Origin of the sequence: Blastomonas sp. CCH1-A6, from assembly GCF_001556365.1 — a bacterium.
Classification (GTDB): domain Bacteria; phylum Pseudomonadota; class Alphaproteobacteria; order Sphingomonadales; family Sphingomonadaceae; genus Blastomonas; species Blastomonas ursincola.
Window position 1 is genome coordinate 1 of sequence record NZ_LSIS01000086.1, and the last position, 22,380, is coordinate 22,380.

Annotated in this window: 22 protein-coding genes; 18 read left to right on the forward strand and 4 right to left on the reverse strand. The window is 65.5% G+C overall.

Annotation, left to right across the window (positions count from 1 at the left end):
• A partial coding sequence (locus tag AX735_RS03915) for a TonB-dependent receptor domain-containing protein (protein WP_066275915.1) occupies positions 1 to 2,275 on the reverse strand: 2,275 nt, incomplete at its 3' end.
• Between the two features lie 139 nt (positions 2,276 to 2,414).
• On the opposite strand from AX735_RS03915, the gene AX735_RS03920 reads away from it, so the two are divergent.
• The 7 genes from AX735_RS03920 (at position 2,415) to AX735_RS03950 (ending at position 9,186) form a co-directional block, all read left to right on the forward strand.
• Entirely contained in the window at positions 2,415 to 4,610 is a 2,196-nt protein-coding gene (locus tag AX735_RS03920) for a molybdopterin-dependent oxidoreductase (protein WP_231750011.1), read from the forward strand.
• Positions 4,611 to 4,797: 187 nt separating this feature from the next.
• Positions 4,798 to 5,109, forward strand: coding sequence for a Rieske (2Fe-2S) protein (locus AX735_RS25590; protein ID WP_066275921.1), 312 nt, complete (start codon positions 4,798 to 4,800; stop codon positions 5,107 to 5,109).
• Positions 5,106 to 5,870 carry an SDR family NAD(P)-dependent oxidoreductase gene (locus AX735_RS03930; protein WP_066275923.1) on the forward strand — a complete coding sequence of 255 codons (765 nt, stop codon included), beginning with the start codon at positions 5,106 to 5,108 and terminating at the stop codon, positions 5,868 to 5,870. Before AX735_RS25590 ends, AX735_RS03930 begins: the two co-directional genes overlap by 4 nt.
• Complete coding sequence (locus AX735_RS03935) at positions 5,870 to 6,619, forward strand: SDR family oxidoreductase (protein WP_066275928.1); 750 nt, start codon at positions 5,870 to 5,872, stop codon at positions 6,617 to 6,619. Before AX735_RS03930 ends, AX735_RS03935 begins: the two co-directional genes overlap by 1 nt.
• Before the next feature lie 41 nt (positions 6,620 to 6,660).
• The gene (locus tag AX735_RS03940; protein WP_066275934.1) at positions 6,661 to 7,674 is read left to right on the forward strand and encodes an NADP-dependent oxidoreductase; all 1,014 of its coding nucleotides are present in this window, start codon (positions 6,661 to 6,663) and stop codon (positions 7,672 to 7,674) included.
• Between the two features lie 2 nt (positions 7,675 to 7,676).
• A complete protein-coding gene (locus tag AX735_RS03945; protein WP_202189496.1) occupies positions 7,677 to 8,438 on the forward strand; it encodes a ThuA domain-containing protein in 762 nt (253 codons plus the stop codon).
• A gap of 25 nt (positions 8,439 to 8,463) precedes the next feature.
• A complete protein-coding gene (locus tag AX735_RS03950; protein WP_066275939.1) occupies positions 8,464 to 9,186 on the forward strand; it encodes an SDR family NAD(P)-dependent oxidoreductase in 723 nt (240 codons plus the stop codon).
• 15 nt (positions 9,187 to 9,201) lie between these two features.
• Here the strand turns inward: AX735_RS03950 and AX735_RS03955 are convergent, their stop codons facing one another.
• Both AX735_RS03955 and AX735_RS03960 read right to left on the reverse strand, forming a co-directional pair.
• On the reverse strand, positions 9,202 to 9,507 hold the full coding sequence (locus AX735_RS03955) for a type II toxin-antitoxin system RelE/ParE family toxin (RefSeq protein ID WP_066275942.1): 306 nt from the start codon (positions 9,505 to 9,507) through the stop codon (positions 9,202 to 9,204).
• Positions 9,508 to 9,753: a type II toxin-antitoxin system ParD family antitoxin gene (locus AX735_RS03960; protein ID WP_066275982.1), complete on the reverse strand. Its 246-nt coding sequence runs from the start codon at positions 9,751 to 9,753 to the stop codon at positions 9,508 to 9,510.
• Positions 9,754 to 9,922: 169 nt separating this feature from the next.
• On the opposite strand from AX735_RS03960, the gene AX735_RS03965 reads away from it, so the two are divergent.
• From AX735_RS03965 to AX735_RS04005, 9 genes are all read left to right on the forward strand, one after another.
• The gene (locus AX735_RS03965) at positions 9,923 to 11,161 is read left to right on the forward strand and encodes a cytochrome P450 (protein ID WP_066275944.1); all 1,239 of its coding nucleotides are present in this window, start codon (positions 9,923 to 9,925) and stop codon (positions 11,159 to 11,161) included.
• Positions 11,158 to 12,249, forward strand: coding sequence for an acyl-CoA dehydrogenase family protein (locus AX735_RS03970; RefSeq protein ID WP_066275946.1), 1,092 nt, complete (start codon positions 11,158 to 11,160; stop codon positions 12,247 to 12,249). The genes AX735_RS03965 and AX735_RS03970 overlap by 4 nt, the downstream gene beginning before the upstream one ends.
• The gene (locus AX735_RS03975) at positions 12,246 to 12,638 is read left to right on the forward strand and encodes a Zn-ribbon domain-containing OB-fold protein (RefSeq protein WP_066275948.1); all 393 of its coding nucleotides are present in this window, start codon (positions 12,246 to 12,248) and stop codon (positions 12,636 to 12,638) included. The genes AX735_RS03970 and AX735_RS03975 overlap by 4 nt, the downstream gene beginning before the upstream one ends.
• A gap of 172 nt (positions 12,639 to 12,810) precedes the next feature.
• Positions 12,811 to 13,956, forward strand: a complete 1,146-nt coding sequence (locus tag AX735_RS03980; RefSeq protein ID WP_066275985.1) for a thiolase family protein — start codon at positions 12,811 to 12,813, stop codon at positions 13,954 to 13,956.
• 3 nt (positions 13,957 to 13,959) lie between these two features.
• A complete protein-coding gene (locus AX735_RS03985; protein ID WP_231750012.1) occupies positions 13,960 to 14,742 on the forward strand; it encodes an SDR family NAD(P)-dependent oxidoreductase in 783 nt (260 codons plus the stop codon).
• 14 nt (positions 14,743 to 14,756) lie between these two features.
• The gene (locus AX735_RS03990; RefSeq protein WP_066275952.1) at positions 14,757 to 15,506 is read left to right on the forward strand and encodes a ThuA domain-containing protein; all 750 of its coding nucleotides are present in this window, start codon (positions 14,757 to 14,759) and stop codon (positions 15,504 to 15,506) included.
• 3 nt (positions 15,507 to 15,509) lie between these two features.
• Positions 15,510 to 16,718 carry an acyl-CoA dehydrogenase family protein gene (locus AX735_RS03995; protein ID WP_066275957.1) on the forward strand — a complete coding sequence of 403 codons (1,209 nt, stop codon included), beginning with the start codon at positions 15,510 to 15,512 and terminating at the stop codon, positions 16,716 to 16,718.
• A 73-nt stretch (positions 16,719 to 16,791) separates the two neighbouring features.
• Positions 16,792 to 17,703, forward strand: coding sequence for an SDR family oxidoreductase (locus AX735_RS04000; RefSeq protein WP_066275965.1), 912 nt, complete (start codon positions 16,792 to 16,794; stop codon positions 17,701 to 17,703).
• A 128-nt stretch (positions 17,704 to 17,831) separates the two neighbouring features.
• Entirely contained in the window at positions 17,832 to 18,677 is an 846-nt protein-coding gene (locus tag AX735_RS04005; RefSeq protein ID WP_231750013.1) for a helix-turn-helix transcriptional regulator, read from the forward strand.
• A gap of 163 nt (positions 18,678 to 18,840) precedes the next feature.
• Here the strand turns inward: AX735_RS04005 and AX735_RS04010 are convergent, their stop codons facing one another.
• On the reverse strand, positions 18,841 to 19,401 hold the full coding sequence (locus AX735_RS04010) for a VOC family protein (RefSeq protein ID WP_066275968.1): 561 nt from the start codon (positions 19,399 to 19,401) through the stop codon (positions 18,841 to 18,843).
• Positions 19,402 to 19,496: 95 nt separating this feature from the next.
• Between AX735_RS04010 and AX735_RS04015 the strand changes: the two genes are divergently transcribed.
• Entirely contained in the window at positions 19,497 to 20,714 is a 1,218-nt protein-coding gene (locus tag AX735_RS04015) for an aromatic ring-hydroxylating oxygenase subunit alpha (RefSeq protein WP_066275971.1), read from the forward strand.
• Positions 20,715 to 20,841: 127 nt separating this feature from the next.
• The gene (locus AX735_RS04020; RefSeq protein ID WP_066275974.1) at positions 20,842 to 22,227 is read left to right on the forward strand and encodes an aromatic ring-hydroxylating oxygenase subunit alpha; all 1,386 of its coding nucleotides are present in this window, start codon (positions 20,842 to 20,844) and stop codon (positions 22,225 to 22,227) included.
• The last annotated feature ends 153 nt before the right edge of the window (positions 22,228 to 22,380 follow it).

The following is a 22,380-nucleotide window of genomic DNA, read 5'->3' on the forward strand; positions in this document are numbered from 1 at the left end:
GGCGGACACCGGCAAAGGCGAACAGGCCTGCCACCGGCAGCGTGCTCGAAAGCCCGCGATTGTCGAGAATATTGCGACCGAACACGCTAAACGTCGCCTGCGCGCCGCCGAAATCGTGCTTGTACGACAGGGTCGAATCGAGGATCTCGCGCTCCGAGGCTTCGCAGCGGCGGTCGTTGGTAATGATGCCCTGCGCCTGCAGCGCGGGATCGGCGACGATGCAGGTCGTGTACTTGTCGACATAGCGGAAGATGGTGCTCCAGCGGACCTCGCCATCGCCCACCGGACGGGTGTAATCGAACCCGGCCGACCAGGCGTATTTGGGCGCACGGCGCAGGTCGAGATCGGACACGTCCACGCCGCCGCGCACGAAATTCTGGTAGTTGGCATCCAGATACGTCGCGGAGAAGTTGAACGCCAGGTCGTCCGAAGGCAGCGCGACGATCTCGAGCTCGACACCCTTGATCCGCGCCGAAGCGGCGTTCTCGACGATGGTTTCCTGCGCCTGGATCGCGTTGAAGGGCGCTTGCGTCGCGCGCACCAGCTCTTCCTGCTTGTCCGAATAATCGGTCTGGAAGATCGCGATATTGGTGCGCAACCGGCGGTCGAGCCAGTCCGCCTTCAGGCCGATTTCATAGGCATCGACGATTTCGGGCTGATAGGGGCCGATCGCGGTCGGCGTCGCGGCGCGACCGTTGAAGCCACCCGAGCGGAAGCCGCGCGAATAGCTGGCATAGACCAGCTGTCCGCCATCGAACTGATAGTCGAGGCTGGCACGATAGGTGAATTCGCCGAAATCTTCCGAACCGCGGCAATTGGCGGCGACGATACCGGCAAAACCGACCGGGCAGGCGCCGGTGGGGCTGAGCGCGAAATTGGTTACCAGCGCCTTTTCATCCTTGGTGTAGCGGCCGCCGACGCCAAAGGTCAGATTGTCCGAGAGCTTGAACCGCGCATCGGCAAAACCGGCATAGGATTTGGAGTCGCCGACCGAAAGCTGGAAGGCGCTGGCACCGGGGCCCAGAAAGCCGAAGAACGAGGTCTGGCGCAGCGTGTACTGGCTGTCGAAATAATAGGCGCCCAGCACGATATCCATCCAGTCGGTGACGTCACCGGCAAAGCGGATTTCCTGGCTGAACTGCTCGTAGCGCTGGATGCGCAGCGTATCGAAGAAGTTGATCGACGCCGAGTCGAAATCCTGCCGCACGCTTTCGTTGTTCTTGCGCCAGCCGGTGACGGAGGTGAGCGTGAAATCCCCAAGCTCGATGTTGATCGTGCCGCTAATCGCATCGGTCTTGTTGCGCACCGGGGTCTGGATGTTGCCGAACACCTGATAGAGCAGCTTGCTGTTGGTGGGCGTGCGATTGCACTGGTTGTTCGGAATCTGGAAGGCACGGACCAGGCCGACGCCCGGCACCGGCACCTGAAGACAGATCAGGTCGCGGTCGTTCGAGACGCTCGCAGTCGCGACTTCGCCATCTTCCTCCATATGCTCATAGGTGATCACCGCCTCGATATCGTCGGTCGGCGTGATCAGCGCGGTGACGCCTGCGGTCCACACCTCATATTCGTTGGTGCGCCGGTTGCCCTGCGTCACGTTGCGCAGATAGCCGTCGGTATTGTCGTAGAAGAAGAAGCCCTTGAACGCGAGAAAGTCGCCGATCATCGGGGTGTTGACGACCAGTCGGCCGCGCACGGTGTTATATTCGGCATAGCCGATCGAGGCACGCACGCCCCATTCGCCGGTCGGCTTGCTGCGCCGGACGTTGATCACGCCGCCGATGGTGTTGCGGCCGAACAGGGTGCCCTGCGGGCCGCGCAGGATCTCGATCGATTCGAGATCGAACGCGTCGAGCAGCTGGCCGGTATTGGTGCCGATGAACACATCATCGACCACCACGCCGACCGCCGGGTCGAACGATTTTTCGATATCCTCGAAGCTGATGCCGCGGATCGCGATCGCGGCAGCCGAAGGGCCGGCATTGACCGGATCGACCACCAGCCCGGGGACGCGCCCGGCAAAGTCGCGCAGATCGTCCACCGCGCCGGTCGCGAGCGCCTGGGAATCGATGGCGGACACGGCGACCGGGACTGCCTGGAGCGATTCCTCGCGGCGCTGCGCGGTGACGACGATGGTGCGAAGGCCCCCCTCCTCCGCCTGCTCGGCGCTGGCCGCCTGATCGGAGGCCTCCTGCGCCATGGCCGCCTGGGGCGCCGCGAGCATCGCGAGCCCCAATGCGAAGGTTGATGCCGACAGATAGGTGGACACCCTCATCACAAACCTCCCCTCAATGCTGCGGCCTTTCTGGCCCGCACCTTTTCCTATGCTGCGCGAAAATGATCCGGGGCCGACAATGCCTCAAGTGTCAAAAGTGACAGTCGCGGACCCTACGGCAAGCTTTAGGGTAGCGAGCATGAGGCCGGACTTCCGGCCCGATGCTGCGCCCTTTCGCGCGGCCCGCACGCCTGTGTCCAAGGGAGGTTCGATCATGCCCGTCCAGCGCAGCTTCTGCCGGTTCTGCCACGCCAATTGCGCGATCCTGGTCGAGACCGAGGGGGACCGCGTCGTACGCGTGTCGGGCGATGCCGAGGACCCGGTGTTCGGCGGCTATACCTGCATCAAGGGTCGCCAATTGCCCGAAGCTCACCATCATCCCGAGCGCCTGCTGTCCTCGCAGAAGAAAGGCGCACATGGCTTCGAGCCGATCGCCACCCAGACAGCGCTCGACGAGATCGCCGCGCGGCTGAAGCCGCTGATCGAGGAGCATGGGCCGGACAGCGTCGCCATTTATGCGGGCACCTACAGCTTCCAGAACAGCGCCGGGGTCGCCTCGGCCATGGCCTTTGCGCAGGGGCTGGGCACTCGGCATTTCTACACCAGCGTCACGCTCGACCAGCCCGCGAAAGTCTATACCGCCGCGCAATATGGCAGCTGGTCGGGCGGCGGGCATGTGTTCGGCGAGGCCGATGTCGCCTTTTTCATCGGCAACAATCCGATCGTCTCGCATTACGGCCCGCCGGGCGGCCTGCCGCCTTTCTCACCCTCACGCCGGTTGCGCGATGCGATTGGCAAGGGCCTCAAGCTCATCGTCGCCGATCCGCGCGAGAGCGACGTCGCCGCGCTCGCGCATATCCATCTGCCGGTCAAACCCGGCGAAGACCCGGCATTGCTGGCGGGCATGATCCACGTCATCCTGGAGGAACGGCTGTACGACGAGGCGTTCGTGCAAGCGCATGTCGATGGCCTTGCCGAGCTCAAGCAAGCCGTGTCGGGATTTTCGCCCGCCGTCGCCGCCGCGCGTGCCGGTGTCAGCGAGGCCGATCTGGTGGCCGCCGCGCGGATGTTCGCAGGCGGCACCAAAGGTTCGGCCAGCACCGGCACGGGTCCGGAAATGGCGGGCAACGGCACGCTGACGCAATATCTGGTGAGCAGCCTCAACATATTGTGCGGGCGCTTCTGCCGCGAGGGAGAGAAAAGCTCGATCCCGCGCATCTTCACGCCGGTCACGCCGCGCCGCGCGCAGGTCAACCCGCCGATCAAGCTGTGGGGCGAGGGCTATCCCGCCTCGCGCTTTCGCGGCCTGACGCACCTGATGTTCGAAATGCCGTGCAACGTGCTGGCGGACGAGATCCTCACCCCCGGACCCGGCCAGATCAGGGCGCTGATCTCGATCGGCGGCAACCCGATGCTCGCCTTTCCCGATCAGGACAAGATGGCGCGCGCGATAGAGGCGCTCGACCTGTTCGTCAGCGTCGACATCCGCGCAGAAGGCGTCTCGGCACGGCGGTCGGATTATATCCTGGCGCCGCTGATGAGCCTCGAGCGCGACGACATCTCGTCGCTGTCCGAATGGTGGTACGAGATCCCCTATGCCCGCTATACCGAGGCGATCCTGCCGCGCCCGGGCGATCTGCTTGACGAGTACGAGATGCTCTGGGGGCTGGCGAAGAGGCTGGGCACCGGGCTGCCGCTGGCGGGCGGGCCGTGCCCGATGGACGCCTGCCCGGACAAGGAGGCGTTTCTCGACCTTGCGGTCGCAGGCTGTGTCGTCCCGCCCAGCCAGGTCCATGCCGACAGCCCCGACGGCCGCCCGGTCATCTATCATGACAAGCATCCGATCGTCGAACCGGCGGAAGCGGGGCACGAGGCGCGGTTCGATCTGGCGGCGGGCGCGATGCCGCAGCAGCTGGTCCGCTATGGCAGGGAGGATCCGGCGGCGCAGGGCTATCCCTTCCGGCTGATCTCGCGCCGCAGCCGCCACCGGTTCAACTCGACCGGCGGGCATCTTTCCGCGCTCAAGGCCAAGCGCACCACCAACCCGGCGCATATCCATCCCGACGATATGGCAGGGCTGGGCGTGGCCGATGGCGAGATGATCCGCATCGCCTCGCCACACGGCGAGGTGCACGCGCTCGCCAAGGCATCGCCGGCGTTGCGGCGCGGCGTGATCTCGATGGCGCATGGCTATGGCGACCCAGATTACGGGCCGGACGAGGTGCCGCAGCGCGGGGGCTCGACCAACCGCCTGGTCAGCGAGACATCGGGCTATGACCCGATTACCGGCCAGGCGCTGCAGAGCGCGATCCCGGTCAAGGTGCTGCGTGGTTGACGCGGCATCCTTTCAAATCCTCCCCCGGCGGGGGAGGTGGCAGCCCGCAGGGCTGACGGAGGGGAAGCGGTATGCCAGTTTCGTCTCGACAAAAGCACGACCACGCCTCCCCTCCACCGCTACGCGGTCCCCCTCCCCGTCCCGGGGAGGATTGCAGTTGAGGCAGTTTCGGGACATCACAAGGACGATGACTTTCACGCCCCTGACTCCCACCGATATTGCACCCGGCACCAGCCGCTTTGTGCAGCATGAGGGTGCAGCATTCCTGATCGTGCGCGACGCCGATGGCGCGCTCCACGCGCTTGACGGGCTGTGCAGCCATGCGCTGCTGCCGCTGGAGGGCGCACGCGTGCGGCGCGGGCATGTGCTCTGCCCGCACCATGGCGCACGCTTCGAGATCGCCACTGGCGCCGCGAAAGGGCCGCCCGCCCATTGCGGCATAAGAACCTGGCCGGTGCGGGAGAGAGACGGGATGATCGAACTGGATAGCGACGCATGACATTCGATGTGAAGGACAAGGTGGTGCTGGTCACCGGCGCGGCCTCGGGAATCGGAGCGGCGACGGCGCGGCTGGCGGCGGCGCGCGGCGCAAAGGTGATCGCGACCGATATCGACGGCGAGCGCATCCAGGGCGTCGCCGCCGATTGCCAGTGCATCGGGCTGAAGCACGACGTTACCTCTAGCGACGACTGGGACAATGCGATCACCGCCGCGGTGCATCACCATGGGCGGCTCGACGCGCTGGTCAGCAATGCGGGGATCGTCAATTACGAGCCGATCATCGATCTCGACCTCGCGCGCTTCCGCAGGCTGACCCAGGTGCATGTCGAGGGCAGCTTCATCGGCCTGCAAAAGGCGGTGGCGCAGATGCGCGCGCAGGCGTGCGGCGCGCCCGCGACGGGCAGCATCGTGCTCACCGCCTCGGTCATGGCCAATTGCGCGGCACCCGCGATTTCCGCCTATGCCGTCGCCAAGGCGGCGATGGGGAACATGGCGCGCGCGGTCGGCGTGGAACTGGGCCGCAAGGGCGACATGATCCGCGTCAACGCGCTCTGCCCCGGCCCCACCCGGACGCCGCTGCTCGAAGGCGCGATGCCGCCAGGCGCGCTCGACGATCCCGCGCACTGGACCGACGTGCCGCTGGGCGTGCCGCAGGAGCCCGAGGACATGGCCGAGAGCATCCTGTTCCTGATAAGCGAGGAGAGTTCGTTCATGACCGCGACGCAGATGGTGGTCGATGGCGGATGGAGTCTGACGTGATGCGCACCGCCATCGTCACCGGCGCGACCTCGGGAATCGGGCGTGCCACTGCGCTCCGCCTGGCCAAGGCGGGCTTTCACATTATCGCTACCGGACGCAATGCGCAGCGCGGCGCGGAGACCGTGCGCCAGGTCGAGGCGGCGGGCGGAACGGCCGAGTTCCACAGCTTCGACGTGACCTCGGAAAGCGACTGGTCCGCGTTCGCCGACACGGTGACCGCCAAACACACGTCCGTCGACGCGCTGATCAATTCCGCCGGATCGTTCTTCACCAGGCCGCTGCCCGATACCACACTCGAGGATTTCCGCGAGCTGTGGACCGCCGATGTCGAAAGCGTTGTGCTGGGCACCAAATACGGCTTTCGCATGATGCGCGATACCAGGAGCGCCGGCGCGATCGTCAACATCTCCTCGCTCGCCGGGCTGATCGGGCTCGAGGATTGCGCCGCCTATTGCGCGGCCAAGGCGGCGGTGACGCATTTCAGCCGGGTCGCCGCATTGGAAGGAGCGCAGATGGACCCCAAGGTCCGCGTCAATTCGCTCAACCCCGGCGTGATCTATACCGAGATGATCACCGGCGCCTATGGCGACAATGATGCGGTGAAGGCGTTCGTGATGGACGGCAACGCGTTGCAGCGCGTCGGCACGGCAGAGGACATCGCCAGCGCCGCCACCTTTCTCGCCTGCTCCGCCGCGCGCATGGTCACCGGCACCGCGATGCTGGTCGATGGCGGGCGCGGCGCGGACTGACCTTTCCTCATACTTTTGCCTTCTCACGGAGACGCATTTCCATGACCAGCAACCGCCAGTTCATCCTCAAGCGCCGCCCTAATGGCACGCCGGTGGCCGACGACTTCGCGCTCGAAACCGGCGCGCTGCCCGCACTGGAAGAGGGCCAGTTCCTGATCCGCAACCATTATGCCTCGCTCGATCCGGCGCAACGCGGCTGGATGTCCGATGCGGACAGCTACATGCCGCCGATCCCGCTCGGTGCGCCGGTGCGCGCGACCACCATCGGCGTGGTCGAGGAAAGCCGCGCGGAAGGTTTCACCAAGGGCCAATGGGTGATGGGGCTGAACGCGATCGAGGACTATTCGGTCGGCACTTTGGGCGGGTTCACCCAGCCGATCGATCCGCACGCGGTGCCGCAGGTGACCAACTATCTCTCGCTGTTCGGCGCGGTCGGGATGACCGCCTATTTCGGCTTCCTCGACGTGTGCGAACCCAAGCCGGGCGATGTCGTGCTGGTCAGCGGAGCGGCAGGCGCGGTCGGATCGCTGGTCGGGCAGATCGCCAAGATCCTGGGCTGCACCGCGATCGGCATCGCGGGCGGCGCGGAAAAATGCGCGCGGCTGACCGATCGCTATGGTTTCGACCATGCGATCGACTATCGCGGCAAGGATGTGCGCGCGCTCGATGCGGCAATCCGTGCGGTCGCGCCCGATGGTGTCGACGTGATTTTCGAGAATGTCGGCGGCGATATTCTGGATGCGGGCCTCATGAACCTCAAGCCCGGCGCGCGCATCGGCCTGTGCGGGCTGATCAGCGAGTATAACGCGCCAGAGCCTGTCGGCGCGCGCAACCTGTGGCAGCTGATCGTGCACCGGGCTTCGATCCGGGGCCTGCTCGTCGCCGATTATGTCGCGCGCTTTGCCGAGGGCGGCGCGAAGATGGGCGAATGGGCCGCGGCCGGAAAGCTGGTCGTCGATGAGCATGTCGACGAGGGGCTGGACAATGCGCTGCCCGCCTTCCTGCGGCTGTTCGAAGGGTCCAACCAGGGCAAGATGATCCTGAAGATCGCCTGAGCGTGCGGCACCTGCTGGTCCTGTCGGGCGGCCATCCCTATGAGGCCGAGCCCTTTGCGGCGTTGCTCGCCAGTCTGCACGGGTGGCAGGTCGAGCATCTGGTCCATCCCGAGGCCGAGGCACTGGTCGCCGATGGCGCGGCGGAGCAGGCCGATGCGCTGCTGTTCTACGAAATGCCCGGCTTCACCTTTGCCGACGGGACGGTGGCGACGCGTCCGCCCTCCGCCGGGTTCGTTGCGGCGATCAAGGCGCATTTCGCGCGCGGCAGGGGCGCGGTCGCGCTGCACCATGCGCTGGCCGGATGGGCGGACTGGCCCGAATGGTCCGAGATGCTGGGCGGCAAGTTCCTCTATCGGCGCGAGACGCTGCGCGGGCGCGAATGCCTCGATTCGGGCTATCGGCACGATGTCGATTATGACGCGGTGGTGCTGGCGGACCATCCCGTCACGCGCGGCCTGCCCGCCCGTTTCGCGATGTGCGACGAGCTCTATCTCGCCGAGATTTTCGCCGAAGACGTCACCCCGCTGATCGCGGCAGATCATGAATTTGCCGCGCACAATTTCCATTCCGCCGCGCATGCCGTGGCGGGGCGGATGTTCGACAATTCGGACTGGCCGCATGCGCCGGGTCACAATCTGGTGGCATGGGCGAAGCCGGTCGCGGCGGGGCAGCTGGTCTATCTGCAGTTCGGCGACGGGCGAGACGCCTATGGCAATCCGCACGTGCGGCAATTGCTGGCCAACGCCCTGGATTACGTTACATGAGAGCATATTGGGGAGAGGCACGGACATGAGCAGGCTCAAGGGACGCAAGGCGCTGGTAACAGGGGCTGCATCGGGAATCGGCGCGGCGACGGTGGCACGGCTGCTCGCCGATGGCGCGACGGTGCTCGCCTGCGACATCAGCGGCGAGGGCATGGCGGGCACGTTCAACCATGTCGCCAACCTTGCCGATCCGCAGGCGATCGCGCTGCTCGCCGCCGCAGCGGAAAGCCAGCTCGGCGGGCTCGACATCCTGGTCAACAATGCAGGCGTCTGCCCGGTGGGCACGCTCGAAGACCTGACCGACGATCAGTGGCAGTTCGGGCTGGACGTGAACCTGCTCGCGCCCGCGCGGCTGGCCAAGGCGTGCCTTTCGCTGCTCAAGGCCTCCTCCGCCGGCCGGGTCATCAACACCGGATCGATCCTGTCGCGCTATGGCGATGCGGGGCTCGGCGCCTATGCCGCGTCCAAGCACGCCATCCTGGGCTTCACCCGCTCGCTGGCGATGGAGCTTGGCCCCTATGGCGTCACGGTCAATTGCGTGCAGCCCGGCTGCATCGTCACCGGCATGACCCGCGGCATGCTGGAGAATGGCGCGGCGGCCGAATATTATCGCGAGAAATCGGCGCTCAAGCGATTGGGCCAGCCCGAGGACATTGCCGATGTCATCGCGTTCCTCGCCAGCGACGATGCGCGCTTCATCACCGGCCAGGGCATCATCGCCGATGGCGGAGTGATGACGCACAGCTGAGCGGAACAGCGGTCGTCAGTCCTTGTCGAAATGGCTGACGACATCGCGGCTGGCGTGGAGGATGTTGGCTATCTCCACGCTCTCGTCGCCATATCGGAAAAAGATGATATACCCATGGGCGGCGACGCTGCGCAGCCCAGGTGCCAAGTCGCTGCGATCCGATCCCAGCGTTCCGGGTAGTGAAGCCAGATGTGAGCACCTGGCGCGCAGTTTCTCGACAAAGCGCAGTCCCGTAGGCAGATGGCGGGACTCCAGGGTGATATACCTGAGTATCTCGACGAGATCGTCTGTCGCAGCGTCAAGATAGATGAGTACCCGCACCTAATATCCTTGTGCCTTGAGCTCCTGCGCTATTGTTTCCAGGCGCCGACCCACATCATCATCCGTGTTCTCGCCACCGCGTGCAAGCGAAGTTTCGATCGTCTCGCGCAGCGCCGCAAGTTTCGTCTCGCGCTCTTCGACCAGGCGCAGGCCTTCGCGGATCACCTCGCTGGCGGAGGCATAGCGCCCGGTCTTGAGCAGCGCCTCGACATAGCCTTCCCAGCGTTCGCCGATCGATACGTTCATCGCGGTCATTCCTTCCGTTACCGACCCAGGGCCTATCACGATAACACAAATTGCGCAATTTTAGTTATTGCCACTTGCACGCCCTGCCCTAGCATTTTCGCGTATCGCGGCCTGACGCCGCAGCGGGCTATGACGGTTTCATGGCAAATCAGCACCATGGGAGCAGGGCATGACGGTGGCGGCGGAGCAGAAGAGCTTTTTCCATCCCGATGTGCTGACCAGCCCCTTCGCCTTCTATCAGGAGCATCTGGCGACCGAGCCCGTCTATCACGACAAGGCAACCGGCCTGTATCTGGTGCTGAGCCACAAGCTCGTCAGCGAGGCGACATCGCGGACGGACGAGTTCTCGAACAATTTCCAGGCGGTGCTTTCGGGCGCGCGGTCCGAGGACCCCGAGGTCAAGGCGATCCTCGACGAAGGCTGGCCGCAGGTCGATACGCTGCTCACCGCCGATCCGCCGGTGCACACGCGCTTTCGCAAGCTGGTCAACCTCGCCTTTTCCGCCCCGCGCGTGAACAAGCTCGAGGCGCATATCCGCGAGATCGCGCGCGACCTGATCGAGAAGATGCTGGCCAGGCAAGAGATCGAGTTCGTCCGCGATTTCGCGATGCCGCTACCGATCCGGATGATCTCCGAACAGCTCGGCCTGACGCATGAGGCGCCTGAAACGATCAAGCGCTGGACCGATGCCTTTGTCGACCGTCTGGGCGGCATGGTCCCAAAGGAGCGCGAGCTGCAATGCGCGCGCGAGGTGGTCGAGTTCCAGCACGCGATCAAGGCGCAGATGGACCTGCGCCGCGCCAACCCGACCGACGATCTGCTCTCCGACCTCGTCCATGCCCAGATCGATGGCGAGCGCCCGCTCGACGATGGCGAGCTGCTCTCGATCGTGCAGCAACTGCTGGTCGCGGGCAACGAAACGACCACCGCGACGCTGGCAGAAGGCATCATCCTGCTCGCGCGCAACCCTTCCGAACTCGCCAAGGCCCAGGCGGACCCGAAGATCATCCCCAACATGGTCGAGGAAATGCTGCGCCTCGCCAGCGCCTCGTCGGGCATCTGGCGGGTGATGAAGGCCGACGCTGAGCTGGGTGGGGTGACCCTGCCCAAGGGCGCGATGGTGATGATGCGCTATGCTGCGGCCAATCGCGACCCCGAACGCTATGAAGAGCCCGACCGCTTCCTGGCCGACCGGGCCAATGCGCGCACCCATTTGGCCTTCGGGCGCGGCATCCATATGTGTGTGGGCAACATGCTCAGCCGCAAGGAGATGACCGTGGCGTTCGAGGAGCTGCTGCCGCGCATATCGGGTATCACGCTCACCGACGAGGCGGCCATCGCCTATCCCCCCAACATGATGCTGCGCGGCCCGGTGACCGTGCCCGTCCGCTTCGAGACGCAGCCATGAACTTCGATTATGACGAGAGCCAGCTGTTGTTTCGCGCCTCGGTCGAGCGGTTCCTGGAAGGCTGCGACATTGCCGCGCGCAAGGCACAGCGCGCGGCACCTGGCGGCATCGACCGGGCACGCTGGCAGGCCATGGCCGAACTCGGGCTGACCGCAATGGCGCTGGCCGAGGACAAGGGCGGGCTGGGCAGCAGCCTGCTCGATCTGGTCGCGGTGGGCGAAAGCTTTGGCCAGCGCATCTCTTCGGACAACTGGCTGGAAAACGCGGTTCTGCCGATGCTGCTGGCAGGATCAGGCCTCGCTCGGGACGATGCGCGGATCGACGCGCTCGCCGCGGGCGAGGCGATTGCGGCGCTGGCGCTGTTCGAGCCCGAGGGGCGGCATGCCACGCTGCCGCGCAGCACGACCGCAAAGGCCAATGCCGGCGGCTTCGTGCTGCAGGGCGAAAAAACATTTGTGCTGGGTGGCATGGCAGCGGACTGGCTGCTGGTCAGCGCCATGACCGATACCGGCCCGGCGCTGTTCCTGGTCGCCGCCGATGCGCCCGGCGTACACCGGCGCGGTTATCGCCTGGTCGATGGCAATGAGGCAGCGGAAGTGCGGCTGCTGGGCTGCGAGGTTGCAGCCGAGGCACGGCTGGCACTCGAATGGGAGGCGGTCGAAGCGGCGCTCGCCACATCGCGCCTGGTCGCGGCCGCCGAGATGGCGGGGCTGGCGCAGCGGTTGTTTGACGACACGCTGAACTATGTCCGCCAGCGCGAGCAGTTCGGCCAGCCAATCGGGCGTTTCCAGGCGATCCAGCACCGCATGGTCGAAGCCTATGCGCGCGTTGATCAGGCCAGGAGTGCCCTGATCGCGGCAGTCACGTCGGGAGAAGCTCAGGACATTGCGGGGATGAAGGCGGTGGTCGCGGAAGCCGCGCTGGCCATCGGGCGCGAGGCGGTGCAGCTGCACGGCGGCATGGGCACCACCGACGAGCTCGAGATCGGCCATGCGCACAAGCGCGTTCTGCTGCTGTCGCAATGGCTGGGCGATCCGGCGAGCGGGCTCGATGCCTATGCGCAGGTTGCGATAAGGGATGCAGCATGACCGGCGCGGTACCGGTCGCCGAGGGTCTGTGGACCGACGATCCCCAGCCGCGCCTGATCGGCGGTCGCCATGCGCAGACCGGCGAGATCGTCTTCCCGATGCCCGGGGGCGATGCTGCGCAGCATTATGTGCCGGTACCGCTCTCTCGCACCGGCACATTGTGGTCGTGGACCAGCCAGGATTTCCGCCCGAAGTCGCCGCCTTATGCGGGGCCGGAGGACTTCGTGCCCTTCCTGCTCGGCTATGTCGAGCTGCCCGGCGAGGTGATTGTCGAGACGCGGATCGAGGGCGCGGCGCTGAGCGACCTGAGCCTCGGCATGCCGATGGAGCTGGTGCTGACCGAGTTCGCCCCGGGGCGCAACACCTTCGCGTTCAGGCCAGTTCCATGATGCGCCCCCCTCCGTTTTTCCCGAGCGTGTCGAGGGACGTCACCCAACCGTTCGAGATCACGTCCCTCGACTTCCCGGCGTGGCCGGGAAGTTCATCCCGAGCGGCTGGCTTGCCAGCCAGCCGAGGGGCTCGGGACAAACGGGCTTGGGTTGGTTGGGAGAACAGATGAGCATGACCCAGGTCCAGATCATAGGCGCAGGCATACACCCCTTTGGCCGCACCGATGGCCGGTCGGGGCGCGATCAGGGCGTGTTCGCGGTGCGCGAGGCGCTGGCCGATGCGGGGCTCGAATGGACCGATATCGAATGCGCCTATGGCGGGTCGGAGGCCGCGGGCAATGCCGATATCATGGTCAACGAGTTGGGCCTCACGGGCCTTCCATTCATCAACGTGTCGAACGGCTGCGCGACCGGGGGCAGCGCGCTCGCCTCTGCACGCAATGCCGTCGCCTCGGGCCAGTGCGATGTCGCGCTCGCGGTCGGGTTCGACAAGCACCCGCGCGGCGCATTCAACGCCAAGCCCGGCGACTGGGGCCTGCCCGAATGGTATGGCGAGACCGGCATGATGCTGACGACGCAGTTCTTTGCGCTCAAGATCCAGCGCTACATGCAGCTCCATGGCATCAGCCGCGAGACGCTCGGCAAGGTCGCGGAAAAGGCGTTCCGCAACGGCACCCTGTGCGACCATGCCTGGCGGCGCTCGCCGGTCGATCTCGACACCATCCTCAATGCGCCGATGGTCAACGATCCGCTGACCAAATACATGTTCTGCTCGCCCGCCGAAGGCGCGGTCGCGCTGATCATCGCGTCGGAGAGAAAAGCGCGCGAGCTGGGCGCGGACGGGGTCAGGATCGCCAGCATCGCGGTGCGCACCCGCCCGCCCGGATCGTTCGAGGTGTTCGCGCCCGCGATCAGCGTGGATCGCGGCGGCAAGCCCACCGAACTCGCGAGCCAGGCGGCATATGAGGCGGCAGGGATAGGCCCCGAGGATATCGATGTCGCGCAGCTGCAGGACACCGAATCGGGCGCGGAGATCATGCACATGGCCGAGAATGGCTTCTGCAAGGATGGCGAGCAGGAGATGTGGTTCGCCGAAGGCCGCACCGAACTCAACGGCCAGCTTCCGGTCAACACCGATGGCGGCTGCCTGGCCTGTGGCGAGCCGATCGGCGCATCGGGGTTGCGCCAGGTCTATGAGAACACCGTGCAGCTGCGCGGACGCGGCGGTGCGCGGCAGGTGCCGGGCCAGCCGAAGACTGCGTACAGCCATGTCTATGGCGCGCCGGGCCTGTCCGCCGTCGCGATACTGGAGCGCTGAACCATGAACGCACTTAAGGGAATGATGCAGGGCAAGGTCGCGCTGGTATCGGGCGGGGCGGAAGGTATTGGCGGCGCGACCGGGCGGCGGATCGTGGAAGAAGGCGGCAGCGTGGTGCTCGCCGATGTGCAGTTCGACAAGGCCAGGGCGCTGGCTTCGGAGCTCGGCGAGCGCGCGATGGCGGTGGCGCTCGACGTGCGCGATCTCGGGCAATGGCAGGCCGCGGTGCAGGCCGCGCAGGCGACCTTCGGCAAGCTCACGCATCTGGTCAATGTCGCCGGGATTTCGGAGCCAGGCGCGGTGGTCGATGTCGACCTGGGCAGCTGGCAGCGCACCATCGACATCAACCTGAACGGCACGTTCAACGGTTGCCGCGCCGCCATCCCCGCCATCGCGGCGGCGAACGAGCCGGGGGCCATCGTCAATATCGGGTCGATGCTGGCGCTGCGCGTCGGTTCGGGCTTTGCCGCCTATTGCGCGTCCAAGGCGGCGGTGACCGCGCTCACCAAGACCATCGCGCTCGATTGCGCCGAAAAGGGCCTGCCCATCCGGGCCAATACCGTGCATCCCGGCGCGATCCGCACGCCGATGTTCGAACGCTATCTCGATGCGCTGCCCGGCACCAATGAAGAGGTCGAAGCCATGTTCGCGGCCAACCACCCGATGGGCCGGGTCGGCGAGGCGCACGAGGTGGTCAATGCCATCCTCTTCCTGCTCTCCGATCAGGCGAGCTTCACCACCGGGGTTGATTTCACCGTCGATGGCGGCGGAAACTTCCGCAGCTAAAAGGGAAGGCAACCATGGCACAACGGATCGATGCGCATTTCGTCGCGGCGGGCAAATATCACGATATCGACTTCGCGCGGCTCGAGCTGCTGAAGCTGCTCGCCGAGCATGATCATATCCGCACCACGGTGGCGCATGATTATCACGGCGTGGGCGAGCGCCTGCCCGCCTGCCGCTTCCTCGTCACCTATACCTGCGACCTGATGCCGAGCGAGGCCGAGGCAGCCGCGATCCGGGCGTTTCTGGAAGGCGGCGGGCGCTGGCTGGCACTGCACGGGACCAACTCGATCCTGCGCTTCACCGATTCAGGCGTCGACAGCCCTGAAGAGCGGCCCGACGTGATGGACATGCTGGGTACCCAGTTCAAGGCGCACCCGCCGATCGGCGCGCCCTTCACCGTCGAGATCGTCGATGCCGATCATGACGTGACGCGCGGCATTGCGGATTTCGACGTGGTCGACGAGCTGTACCTGATGAAGCAGATGAGCGACATCCGCACGCTCGCGCAGACCCGGTTCGAGGGCGAGGCCACCGGCTTTGTCGATGCGCACTGGCCCGAAACCGTGGTCCCGGTCATCTATACCCGCGCCATCGGCCAGGGTGGAATATTGTACAATACTTTGGGCCATTGCCGCGGGCATCATGACCTGCCGGGCATGCAGGATTTCTACCCGCATCCGGAAAAGTGCGCATGGAACTACCCCGTTTACTACGAACTGTTGCGCCGCGGCATCGCCTGGGCGACCGGAAATGGCGGAATCTGACCGATGGACATGGACTTTACCCCCGAAGAGCTTGCCTTCCAGGCCGAGGTGCGCAGCTTCCTGAAAGCGCATCTGAACGAGCGGCTGGTCGAGGGCGCAAGGCGGACCCCCGGCGTGTTCGTCGAACCCGATATTGGCCTCGAATGGCAGCGCATCCTGCACGAGAAGGGCTGGCTCGCGATCCACTGGCCAGTCGAGGACGGCGGCACCGGCTGGACCCCGGTGCAGCGCTATATCTTCGAGAAGGAATGCGCACTCGCGGGCGCCCCGGCGCTGGCGGTGCTGGGGCTCAAGCTGGTCGGCCCGGTCATCTGCCGCTTCGGGACGCCCGAACAGAAGGCGCGCTTCCTGCCGCGCATCCTTTCGGCCGAGGATTACTGGTGCCAGGGCTATTCGGAGCCCGGCTCCGGATCGGACCTGGCCAGCCTGAAGACCCGCGCAGTGCTCGAGCGCGATACCTACCGCATCAACGGGTCCAAGATCTGGACCACGCACGCGCATTACGCCAACTGGATGTTCTGCCTCGTCCGCACCGACCCGGACGTGTCGGCGCAGCGCGGCATCACCTTTCTGCTGGTGCCGATGGACCAGCCGGGCGTCACCGTCACCCCCATCGTCACCATGGCGGGCGATCATGAGGTCAATCAGGTGTTCCTCGACGATGCCAGGAGCCATGTCGGCAACCGCATCGGCGAGGAGGGCCAGGGCTGGACCATCGCCAAGTTCCTGCTCGAGAACGAACGCGGCGGATCGTGCTTCGCGCCGAAGCTGATCGCCGATATCGACCAGCTCGCGCTCACCGCCGCGCGCGTGCCCAGCGGCACCAACGGCGCGCTGGTCCATGACACCGAGACTTCGCGCAAGCTCGCCTCGCTGCGGCTGCGCGCGCGCGCCTTCGAGATCAGCGAGCTGCGCATCCTGGCCGAGATCGCCAAGGGCCGCCCGCCGGGTCCGCAGACCTCTTTGGTCAAGCTGTTCTCCGCGAACTTGCGGCAGGAGCTCGATACGCTGGCGATGGAAATCCACGGGCTCGCCGGGCTGCAACTGCCCGCAGAGCGCCCGCTCTACGGCAACGAGGCGCCCGAGCCGGTGGGCAGCATCGAGGCGCAGATGGCGGCCGGCCGCTATCTCAACTCGCGCGCCTGGACGATCTTCGGCGGGTCGGACGAGGTGCAAAAGAACATCATCGCCAAGACCGTGCTGGGGTTGTGAGGCGGCACCCAGGCGTGCCACACTCGCCTGACCCCGTTCTGGGTGCAGACAAAAAGAAGCAGGAGAGCCCCGAATGGACGTCACGCAGATCATGTACCGCCCCGGCCTGATGCAGGGCGAGCGCATCCTGGTCACCGGGGGCGGCACGGGACTGGGCAAGGTGATGGCCGAAGCGTTCCTGTATCTCGGCGCCGAAGTGCATATCTGCGGGCGGCGCGGCGCGGTGCTCGAGGCGACGGCGGACGAGCTGATGACGCGGCATGGCGGCACTGTCGGCGCGCATGTCTGCGATATCCGGGACGCCGCGTCGATCGACGCGATGGTGGCCGCGATCTGGGCGCAGCACGGGCCGCTTACGGGCCTGGTCAACAACGCGGCGGGCAATTTCATCAGCCGTACCGAGGACCTCAGCGTCAACGGCTTCAACGCGATTTCGGACATCGTGTTTCGCGGCACCTTCTACATCACGCACAATGTCGGCAAGCGGATGATCGCGGAGAATATCCGGGGCAATTTCCTCGCGATCCTCACCACCTGGGTTTGGAACGGCGGGCCGTTCACCGTGCCCTCGGCCATGTCCAAGGCGGGGATCAACGTGATGACGCAATCGCTCGCCACCGAATGGGGGCGCTACGGATTGCGCTTCAACGCGATCGCGCCGGGCACCTTCCCGACCAAGGGGATGACCGAGCGGCTGTCGCCCGGCAATAGTCAGGGGCTTCAGGGCCAGAATGCCGATCGCGGCAACCCGATGGGCCGGGTGGGCGAGATGCACGAGCTGGCCAACCTGGCGGTGCTGCTGATGGGGCGCGGCGCGGACTATATCAACGGCCAGACCATCGCCATCGACGGCGCGGGCTATCAGGCCAATTCGGGCAATTTCTACCAGAGCCTCTCGCGGATGGACGACCAGCAATGGGCGGACATGGCGGCAATGATCCGGGGGGCCAATGCCAAGGACAAGGCAGCGCGAACAACGGGTTAGGGGCCGGTGCGGACCTTTTGTCACACTGGCCGCAAAAAGCACCCGTCTGCCGCGCAATCCGTAGCGTTAGCCCGCATCCTCACCTAGTCTCGCCCGCAGGAGAGACGGATCGAATCAAGGGGAACACCATGATCGAGACAGATGCCACGTTCAGTTCGGCCACAATCAGCCCGGCCAAGTTCAGCGAGAATCTGGAGGCGCGCAACAGCCCGTTCAACACGCTGGCGCAGCGGGTCACGATCCGCCGGGTCGAGGATATTCGCGACGCTGCCATCGCGCTGCACGAGATGGCACAGGCGCGCGGCTTCCGCGTCGCGGCGTGCGACGACATCTCGTCCAAGGAGCCGATGGTCGATGCCGATGGCGCGATCATCAACGGCGAAATCTTCGGCTGGATGGCCGATGGCGAACGCTGGTGGGAGGATACGCGGCTCGCGCTCAACTCGCCGCTGCCGCGCGCCTGCCGCTACGAGAGCGAGCCCTTCTGGTGCAACGAGACCGGCATGTACGGCCGCTGGCGCAACGAATATCTCGAGGAAATGGACCTGACCGATTTCCGCAAGCGCTCGCTGGTCCATGCCGCGATCGTCGTGCCGGTGCACCTGCCGTTCGGCCAGATATCCGCGGTCAGCTTCACGCCGATGGACCGGTCGCTCACCGACCTGTCCGAACTGTTCGAAAAGCATGCCGACCTGATGGCCTCGATGACCCGCCGCTTCATCGCGGGCTATGTGATGGTGATGCGCACCAAGCGCCGGATGCCGGCGGACTGCATGCTCTCCAAGCGCGAGGTCGAATGCCTGCGCTGGGCGGCGATCGGCAAGACGGACAAGGAGATCAGCATGATCCTCGACCGCAGCCACGCGACCATCCGCTACCACATCCACCGCGCGGGCGAGAAGCTCGACGCGGTCAACCGCAGCCAGACGATCTTCAAGGCCGGGCAACTGGGCTATCTGGGCGCGAGCGATTGAATCGGTTGCTCTCCCCCCTTCAGGGGAGAGACGCGAGACTTGGCGGCTTTGCAGCCTAGTCGCAGCAGAGAGGGGCTGTGCGCTACGCCCCCCCTCTCAACTTCGCCTAGCCAGCAAGCTGGCAAGGCTGCGTATCTCTCCCCTGAAGGGGAGAGAGCTGGCATCACCCCAGCACCCGCACAGGATCGCTTCCGTCCCAGCTCTTCGCCGCCTCTGCGATCATCGCGAAAAACCCTTCGCTGCCGCTCGCCGGCTGCAATATCTCGACGATCGCCCCGGCATTGGGCCGCGTCTCGGCGGGGCCGCAATCGGCATAGATGACCGCGCCGTCCGCGCCCACCTTGCCCTCGACCAGCACGAGCCCGCCGCGCGATTCGACCGCACGGCGCGCTGCGGCGATATCGTCGGTGAGCAGGCAGACATGGTGCATCGGCTGCCCGCCGGGCCAATAGTCGCCGCGATAGATCGAGGGCGCGTCATTGTCCTGCCGGATCAGTTCCACCTGCACATCGCCCCATTGCGCCAGCGCGATAGTGAAGGTGCAATCGGAAGGTTCCCCCATGAAACGCGCGTCCTCGAGCCGAATCCGTTCCATGACGAAGAACGGCCCCACGCCCATATTCTCGGTCCAGTGGCGGAGCGCGGCGTCGAAATCCTCCGGCACGAAGGCGATCTGCATCGGCTTGCCGATCGCGGCGATGGTGGCGGCGGTGTCTGCAGGCATGGCACTCCCTCCCCTCACTAAACCAATAGTGTCATTGCCTTGCCCTCTTCTGGCATGGTGCCTGCAATTGCCATTGTCCAAATTGGGAGGCCCCGATGGCCGAACGCGATCCTTCCGACAGCCTGACCCCGGACTGGGCAGCGTCGCGCAAGCTGCGCGCGCGCGAGATCCGCCGCAAGATCGTCGCGAACGTGGCGAACAGGACCACCGACATGGCCGACGGACCGCTGCCGCTGCACAAGTCGGTCTATACCGATGAAGCGCGGTTCGAGGCCGAGCGCGAGCACCTGTTCCTGGGCCAGCCGCTGGTTGCGGGGCTCTCCGGCGATATTCCCGAGCCCGGCGACTATCTGGTGTTCGATGCCGCCGGCCCCTCGATCCTGGTGATTCGCGGCAAGGACGGCGTGGTCCGCGCGTTCCGCAACCTGTGCACGCATCGCGGCGCCAAGCTGGTCGAGCAGGCCGAGCCGTTCACCGGCAAGGCCGGGCGCATCTCCTGCCCGTTCCACGCCTGGACCTTCGACAATCTGGGTCGGCTGGTGGGCCAGCCGGGCAAGCCGGGCTTTGCGGATTGCGCAATCGGCGCGCGCGACCTGCTCGAACTGCCGTGCAGCGAATATCTCGGCCTCATCTTCGTGCGCGCGTCCGAAGGCGAGCCGATCGACGCGGCGGCGCATCTGGGCGATTTCGCCGACCAGCTCGCGCTGATCGAGCTCACCCGCGCGGTGCCGGTGAAAAAAGGCATCCTCACCGCCGATTCGAACTGGAAATTCGCGCTCGACACCTATGGCGAGGGCTATCATTTCGCCGCGCTGCACAGCTCGACCATCGGCCAGACGCACTATAACGACATCTCGGTGCTCGAACGCTTCGGCCGCCATCACCGTATCAGCTTTCCCGACAAGACCATCGGCGATCTGGTCGGCAGGGACGAGGCCGAATGGCCCGATACCGAATATGGCGGGGTGCATTATCTCTTTCCCAACACCGTGATCTTCTTCGGCGCGGTGACGCCCGGCGTCTATTTCACCCAGGTCTTCCGCCTCTTCCCCGATGGCGTCGGCAGGACTCGCTGCCAGTTCGCGGTCTATGCCCCGTTCGGCATCATCGACGAGGAATATCGCGGGGTGTGCGAATTGGCCTACGATGCCACCGCGACCGTCGTGCAGACCGAGGATTATCGCGTCGCCAGCCACGGCTATGCGAACCTCATGACCGCACCAGCGGATTTCCACGTCGTGCTGGGCGCGAACGAAAGCGCGCCGCAAGCGGTGCACCAGCATATCGCCGAGGTGATCGGGATGCCTTTGTAGCGCGGCACATCCGTTTGTCCCGAGCGTGTCGAGGGACCTTACGCGACCCTTTCCGATCACGTCCCTCGACTTCGCTCGGGACAAACGGGAGGGGGCAAGCAGAGAACAAGATATTGAGGAGAGCAAGATGGAAGACGCGAGCCGGACCTACCCCGCCGACCGCTGCCCCGCGATCACGGTCGACGAGATTCTCGATCTCGACAGCCGCGAGGTGCCGCCCGAGGTGCGCGGCGACAGCTGGCGCGATCTGGGCACCGAGCCGGTCATGGCCGAGCGCTATACGAGCGCCGCGTTCTTCGAGGCCGAGAAGAAGCACATGTGGCCCAACGTGTGGCAGATGGCTGCGCGCGAGGACGAGCTGCTGCAAGCCGGCGACTATGTCGTCTACAACAATGTCGGGCGATCGTACCTGATCGTCCGGCAGGATGACGGGTCGGTCAAGGCGTTCCACAATGTCTGCCTGCACCGCGGCCGCAAGCTGCGCACCGAAAGCGGATCGGCGGACGATTTCACCTGCCCGTTCCACGGCTTTGCCTGGAAGACCGATGGTGGCCTCAAGTACATCCCCTGCGAATGGGATTTCCAGCACCTGAAAGAGCGCGACATGAGCCTGCCCGAGCTGCGCGTCGAGCGCTGGCAGGGCTTCATCTTCGTCACCGAAAGCGCGACGCAGGTGAGCTTGCGCGACTATATGGGCGCGGAAGTCTACGACCGGTTCGCGCGCTGGCGGCTCGACGAATGCTATACCGCTCTGTGGGTCGGCAAGGTGATCAACGCCAACTGGAAGGCGGTGTCCGAGGCGTTCATGGAGGCCTGGCACTCGATCGTCACCCACCCCCAGATCCTGCCCTATACCGGCGATGCCAATACCCGCTATTCGATGTGGGGCGATCATGCCAACCTGGCGCTGACCCCGTTCGGCCTGCCGAGCCCGCATCTGGCGGCGGACAACCTGTCCGAAGACGACATCATCGCCGCGTTCAGCCGCACCTCGGGCCGCTCGGCCTCGCTCGAGGGGCGCAAGCTGAACGAAGGCGAAACCGCGCGCAAGGCCATGGCGGAAATCAACCGCGCCAATTTCCTCGATGCGCTGGGCTATGACAGTGCGGGCATTTCGGACAGCGAGATGCTCGACGCGTTCACCTACAATATCTTCCCCAATCTATCGCCCTGGGGCGGGTTCGTGCCCAATATCGTCTATCGCTGGCGCCCCTGGCCCGACCAGAACGCGACGCTGATGGAGGTGCGCCTGCTGGGCCGCAAGCCGAAGGATGGCGCGATGCCCGAAGCGGCGGAAATGCGCTTCCTGACACCCGATGAGCCCTGGGCCACGGTCACCGAATGGGGCGCGCTGGGCGAAGTGTTCGACCAGGACATGGAGAACCTGCCCTATGTGCAGGAGGGTCTGATCGCGTCAGCAAACAACCGGGTCGAGCTGGGCCGCTATCAGGAGGGACGCATCCGCCAGTTCCACCAGACGATGGACAAGTATCTGGCGGGGCAATTGCCTTGAGAGCAGCGACGATGCTTCGAGCCCCGATGCCCCCTCTTCCGTTTGTCCCGAGCGTGTCGAGGGACCTTTCACCGCCCTTTCCGATTATGTCCCTCGACTTAAGTTTACCCTGAGCGGCTGGCTTGCCAGCCAGTCGAAGGGCTCGGGACAAAC

Coding starts and splice junctions, on each gene's coding strand:
- AX735_RS03920 (WP_231750011.1), top strand. CDS start 2,415: ATGAGGCCGGACTTCCGGCCCGATGCTGCGCCCTTTCGCGCGGCCCGC.
- AX735_RS25590 (WP_066275921.1), top strand. CDS start 4,798: ATGACTTTCACGCCCCTGACTCCCACCGATATTGCACCCGGCACCAGC.
- AX735_RS03930 (WP_066275923.1), top strand. CDS start 5,106: ATGACATTCGATGTGAAGGACAAGGTGGTGCTGGTCACCGGCGCGGCC.
- AX735_RS03935 (WP_066275928.1), top strand. CDS start 5,870: ATGCGCACCGCCATCGTCACCGGCGCGACCTCGGGAATCGGGCGTGCC.
- AX735_RS03940 (WP_066275934.1), top strand. CDS start 6,661: ATGACCAGCAACCGCCAGTTCATCCTCAAGCGCCGCCCTAATGGCACG.
- AX735_RS03950 (WP_066275939.1), top strand. CDS start 8,464: ATGAGCAGGCTCAAGGGACGCAAGGCGCTGGTAACAGGGGCTGCATCG.
- AX735_RS03960 (WP_066275982.1), bottom strand. CDS start 9,753: ATGAACGTATCGATCGGCGAACGCTGGGAAGGCTATGTCGAGGCGCTG.
- AX735_RS03965 (WP_066275944.1), top strand. CDS start 9,923: ATGACGGTGGCGGCGGAGCAGAAGAGCTTTTTCCATCCCGATGTGCTG.
- AX735_RS03970 (WP_066275946.1), top strand. CDS start 11,158: ATGAACTTCGATTATGACGAGAGCCAGCTGTTGTTTCGCGCCTCGGTC.
- AX735_RS03975 (WP_066275948.1), top strand. CDS start 12,246: ATGACCGGCGCGGTACCGGTCGCCGAGGGTCTGTGGACCGACGATCCC.
- AX735_RS03980 (WP_066275985.1), top strand. CDS start 12,811: ATGACCCAGGTCCAGATCATAGGCGCAGGCATACACCCCTTTGGCCGC.
- AX735_RS03985 (WP_231750012.1), top strand. CDS start 13,960: ATGAACGCACTTAAGGGAATGATGCAGGGCAAGGTCGCGCTGGTATCG.
- AX735_RS03990 (WP_066275952.1), top strand. CDS start 14,757: ATGGCACAACGGATCGATGCGCATTTCGTCGCGGCGGGCAAATATCAC.
- AX735_RS03995 (WP_066275957.1), top strand. CDS start 15,510: ATGGACATGGACTTTACCCCCGAAGAGCTTGCCTTCCAGGCCGAGGTG.
- AX735_RS04000 (WP_066275965.1), top strand. CDS start 16,792: ATGGACGTCACGCAGATCATGTACCGCCCCGGCCTGATGCAGGGCGAG.
- AX735_RS04005 (WP_231750013.1), top strand. CDS start 17,832: ATGATCGAGACAGATGCCACGTTCAGTTCGGCCACAATCAGCCCGGCC.
- AX735_RS04010 (WP_066275968.1), bottom strand. CDS start 19,401: ATGCCTGCAGACACCGCCGCCACCATCGCCGCGATCGGCAAGCCGATG.
- AX735_RS04015 (WP_066275971.1), top strand. CDS start 19,497: ATGGCCGAACGCGATCCTTCCGACAGCCTGACCCCGGACTGGGCAGCG.
- AX735_RS04020 (WP_066275974.1), top strand. CDS start 20,842: ATGGAAGACGCGAGCCGGACCTACCCCGCCGACCGCTGCCCCGCGATC.